Annotated in this window: 1 pseudogene; it reads left to right on the top strand. The window is 52.3% G+C overall.

Features of this window, described 5'->3' with window-relative positions:
- Positions 1–1,088 precede the first annotated feature (1,088 nt).
- A pseudogene (locus M5J09_RS13130) lies at positions 1,089–1,316 on the top strand (ISL3 family transposase); the annotation flags it as partial.
- Positions 1,317–1,517 lie beyond the last annotated feature (201 nt).

Raw genomic sequence — 1,517 nt, 5'->3', positions numbered from 1 at the left:
TACTCATTATCCGATTGTGTCCGACACACAGCATAAAAGGTCACGAAACTGTGCACAATGTCATGACATTAGGTGTAAACAATGTCATGACCTTAAGCGCGCAAAAGGTAGTGACACATAACACCGAGTCCCCAGAACACCGGTACCAAAAACTCGCATCTGACATCAGTCCGGTAGGGATAAAAAATCCGGATAATAACAGCACCTAGCATCCACCTTTTACCTATCGATAGCATCTACCGGGTGGTGGTTTCTTTTACTGAGATGCTTACCGGTCCTGGGCCTTTATCACTCGCTCGCTTACGACCGTGTGCGCATAAATTGACCAGGATAGAGCTGAATCCATAACCAAAAGCGTGTGTGCCAGGGTTCCACCCGCGCTAAAGCGAGGAGGCTTGAAATCCCCGACAACATTTCCTTTATCAGTAATGTGCGTCCATCTACTGTGCCTGCAGCCTTTGCTGGTGATGGTGAGAATGCTGGGGAAGCCCGTGAAAACGCTTTTATCGTCAATGAACCCTTTGTCCCGGAGCAATCGAAGACGCTTACAAGCTCCCGAATCGTAAATTCCCCACAGCCTGGCAACGTGGTCGCGCGCCATAGCTTCAAACGCAACCAAACAGTCAAGAGGAACCGATCTCGCTCAGTTAACTCAAATTGCTTGGCCGTACGAAACGGTCGTAACCTCTGGCCTGAAACATGAATAATCTTCACCATGTAGTAATGGTCGCATTAGAGTGTGCAAACCCTAATGCGCCAACGAAACGACAGATTATCACGCGCTTTGAAGGAGCATGACGAGTATCCTTCTCCCGCCTCGCCTACGGCTCGTTGGACATCAGGTCATGAAGGCTTCGCAATCATAACCCGGAAGATCCCGCACGAAATTTCTAAAACGACAAAGAAGCCCTAGATTCGTATAAACGGTTCTAGGGCTTCTAACCTTTGCTGGCTCTTCCGGTTTCGGAGTGCGTAGCGGGGTGAAGTTGGCCACGACGGGTTCAGCGGGTCACCACAACATATAGGGGTCCCTGGTGTGAAGATGAAAGCTCCTAAACAACCATCTACACCCACCAGGGACCCGTACTGTGAAGCCTACTGGAAACCTCGTTGCCGACACCATCTGCCGTACCGCGGAAATCGGGCTTGCTATCACCGGTGCCGCTGATGCCGGAGCGCTGACCATCATTGAGGCCACACCAGTAGCCGTTTCCGGCGTGTGCCCGGACTGTGGGCAGCCTGGCAAGCTTCGTGACCACATCACTCGTCGACTCGTTGATCTTCCTGTCGTCGGATTCCCCACTAGGCTGCACGTAACAGGCTCTTCCGGTTTCGGAGTGCGTAGCGGGGTGAAGTTGGCCACGACGGGTTCAGCGGGTCACCACAACATATAGGGGTCCCTGGTGTGAAGATGAAAGCTCCTAAACAACCATCTACACCCACCAGGGACCCGTACTGTGAAGCCTACTGGAAACCTCGTTGCCGACACCATCTGCCGTACCGCGGAAATCGGGCTT

This window comes from Corynebacterium sp. BF-R-2 (assembly GCF_024586525.1).
GTDB lineage: Bacteria > Actinomycetota > Actinomycetes > Mycobacteriales > Mycobacteriaceae > Corynebacterium > Corynebacterium singulare.
The sequence above is the reverse complement of the archived record's forward strand: the minus strand, read 5'-3'. Positions and strand labels throughout refer to the sequence as shown.